At 67.3% G+C, this 3228-nt stretch carries 4 protein-coding genes; all 4 read left to right on the top strand.

Going from position 1 to position 3228, the window contains the following annotated elements:
- Nucleotides 1-527: pyridoxamine 5'-phosphate oxidase (gene pdxH / locus ACRDUX_RS05750; RefSeq protein WP_526411873.1), on the top strand; the 527-nt coding region annotated here is incomplete at its 5' end.
- 2 nt (nucleotides 528-529) lie between these two features.
- Complete coding sequence (locus ACRDUX_RS05755; RefSeq protein WP_526411875.1) at nucleotides 530-1789, top strand: MFS transporter; 1260 nt, start codon at nucleotides 530-532, stop codon at nucleotides 1787-1789.
- Nucleotides 1790-1837: 48 nt separating this feature from the next.
- Nucleotides 1838-2515, top strand: a complete 678-nt coding sequence (locus ACRDUX_RS05760; RefSeq protein WP_526411877.1) for a TetR/AcrR family transcriptional regulator — start codon at nucleotides 1838-1840, stop codon at nucleotides 2513-2515.
- A gap of 176 nt (nucleotides 2516-2691) precedes the next feature.
- Nucleotides 2692-3228: citrate/2-methylcitrate synthase (locus ACRDUX_RS05765; protein ID WP_526411879.1), on the top strand; the 537-nt coding region annotated here is incomplete at its 3' end.

Consider the following 3228-nt stretch of genomic DNA (forward strand, 5'->3'; position numbering starts at 1 on the left):
TCGCAGAGCCGAACGCCATGGTGGTGGGCACCGTGGACGCCGAGGGAAGGCCAATGACCCGGACCGTGTTGTGCAAGGGCGTGGATCTCGACGGCATCACGTTCTTCACCAACTACGGCTCGGCCAAGGGCGAGCAACTCGCGACGACGCCGTACGCGTCGGCGACGTTCCCCTGGGTCGCCCTCGGCCGTCAGGTGCACGTCCGCGGACCCGTGACGAAGATCGCACCGCAGGACACGGCCGGGTACTGGGCCAAGCGTCCCCGCGGCTCCCAGTTGGGGGCGTGGGCGTCGCACCAGTCGCACCAGATCCCCTCGCGCGCGGCGCTGCTCGCGCAACTCGCCGAGGTGACCGAGCGGTTCACCGACGTCGAATCCATCCCGGTGCCGCCGAACTGGGGCGGCTACCGGATTGCCCCCGACGCGGTCGAGTTCTGGCAGGGTCGCGAGAACCGGCTGCACAACCGGATCCGGCAGACGGGTGCAACGGAATCGAGCCCCGCCCGCGTCGAGCGACTTCAGCCCTAGGCGTGGCGAGCCTCTTCGCAGACACCACCCCGCTGCGGACGCCGGACTTCCGCCGCTTGTGGCTCTCGGGCATCGTCACCGTCATCGGCGCGAACCTCACGATCTTCGCGGTGCCCGTCCAGCTGTACGCGCTGACGCAGAACTCCGCCTACGTCGGGTTGTCTGGCATCTTCGCGTTGGTGCCGCTGGTGGTCTTCGGGCTGTGGGGCGGTGCATGGGCGGACGCGATGGACCGCAGGCTCCTGTTGGTGATTGCGTCCATCGGGCTCGCGGTGGCGTCGGTGCTTCTCTGGCTGCAGGCCGCGCTGGGTCTCAACAACGTGTGGGTGGTGCTGTGTCTGCTGTCGGTGCAGCAGGCGTTCTTCGCGGTCAACAGCCCGACGCGATCGGCGGCGATCCCGCGGATGCTGCCGCTCGAGCAGCTGCCCGCGGCGAACTCGCTGAACATGACGGTCATGCAGTTCGGCGCCATCGTCGGGCCGCTGCTGGCAGGCGTGATGCTGCACTTCGTCGACCTCTCCACGCTGTACGCGATCGACGCGATCACCTGCGTGGTGCCGATCTGGGCGACGTTCCGGCTGGCGAAGATGCCGGCGACCGGTACCGCGCAAGGTTCTTCGAAGTGGGGTTTCACGGCGGTCCTCGACGGGTTCCGCTACCTTGCAGGCAACCGCGTGGTGCTGATGTCCTTCGTCGTCGACCTGATCGCGATGATCTTCGGCATGCCGCGGGCGCTGTTCCCCGAGATGGCGCACCAGAGCTTCGGCGGGCCCGTCGAGGGAGGGTCGGCGATGGCCTACCTCTCCGCGGCCATCGCGGTGGGCGCCGTCGCGGGCGGGGTGTTCTCCGGCTGGTTGCCGCGCGTCCAATTCCAGGGCCGGGCCGTGGTCGTCGCGATCGTCGTATGGGGATTGGCGATGGTGGGCTTCGGCCTGGCCGCCGGGCTGGCCGACGGGCGGGCGAGCACGTTCCTCTGGGTCGCGTTGGCGTTCCTGGCGATCGGCGGCGCCGCGGACATGGTCTCGTCGGCGTTCCGCTCGACGATCCTGCAGCAGGCGGCGTCCGACGACCTGCGCGGTCGCCTGCAGGGTGTCTTCACCGTCGTGGTTGCGGGCGGCCCGCGGCTGGCCGACGCCGTGCACGGTGCCAGCGCGGCGGTCATTGGCACGACGGTGACCGCGGCGGGCGGTGGCGCGCTGGTCGTCGTCGGTGTCGTCGTGGCAGCGCTGTTGGTGCCCGCATTCATTCGGTACCGCGTCTGAACTCGTCAGCCCACCGACTGACGTGAGCAACGGGGTTAGCATGTTCCCGTGGCCGAGCCGTCGAGGGAGGTGTCGCTCGGCCTTCGTGAGCGCAAGAAACTCAGGACCCGCGCGGTGCTCATCGATGCCGCCATGGAGTTGTGTCTGAGGCAGGGCTACGAGCAGACCACCGTCGAGCAGATCGCCGCCTCCGCGGACGTGTCACCTCGGACGTTCAGCCGTTACTTCCCGACCAAGGACGCGGTGTTCCTGACCCTCATCGAGGACTATGCCCACGAGGTGGCCATCGAACTGGAGACGGTGCCGTCGGACGTCGGTCCGCTCGAGGCCATGCGCCAGGCTCACGTCGCGGTACTGACGCGGGTTGCCAGTCGCACGGTCGGCAAGCTCAGTAACGATCGCATCATCCTCATGCTCCGCGTCATCAACGCCTCGGATTCGCTCAGACAGGCGTCGTTCGAGTTCCGGCACGACGTGACCCAGGTCGTTCTGGCCAAACGGATGGGCGTCGATCTCGACGACCGTCGGGCGCGTCTGGTGTCCGTGATCTTCTCGGCCCCCATCGTGACCGCGTGCGGGGACCTCATCGCCGACACCGAGACCGTCCGGCTGGGTCCGACGGTCATGGTGGATCGCCTCAACGAAGCGTTCGGACAGCTGGCCGTGATGACGTCCGACCTGCAGTGTCCACCGGTGAGTGCCGACTACGAGCCGGTGTACGGCTGACCCCCTGCGGTGACGATGGTCGCCGACGTGTGGGCGGTGTCGTTCGCCAGTCCTCATCCCATTCAACGCACCCCGGCACGAGGCCAACCCCCCGCAAGCGCGCAAATCGGATAGCGACTACCTTCCACTAGTGACGGACAGCTTCGTTCCGGTCGACAACCGTAGAAGGGGTTAACGTGCCCGAAGACTCCAGTTCCGACGAGGCAGCCACGCTCCGGTATCCGGGGGGCGAGATCGACCTGGAGATCGTGAAGGCGACGGAGGGTTCCGACGCCATCGCGTTGGGGTCGCTGCTGGCCAAGACGGGTTACACCACTTACGACAGCGGCTTCGTCAACACCTCGGCGACCAAGAGCGCCATCACCTACATCGACGGTGATGAGGGCATCCTGCGCTACCGCGGCTACCCCATCGAGCAGTTGGCCGAGAAGTCGACGTTCATCGAGGTCAGCTATCTGCTGATCTACGGGGAACTGCCCACGACCGACCAGCTGGAGAAGTTCACCACCCAGATTCAGCGGCACACCCTGCTGCACGAGGATCTCAAGCGCTTCTTCGACGGCTTTCCCCGCAACGCGCATCCGATGCCGGTGCTGTCCAGTGCCGTCAACGCGCTGTCCGCGTACTACCCGGATTCGGTGGACCCGCTCGACACGGAGCAGGTCGAGCTCTCGACGATCCGGCTACTGGCCAAGCTGCCCACCATCGCCGCC

It is taken from the genome of Mycobacterium sp., assembly GCF_050701675.1.
Taxonomy (GTDB): Bacteria; Actinomycetota; Actinomycetes; order Mycobacteriales; family Mycobacteriaceae; genus Mycobacterium.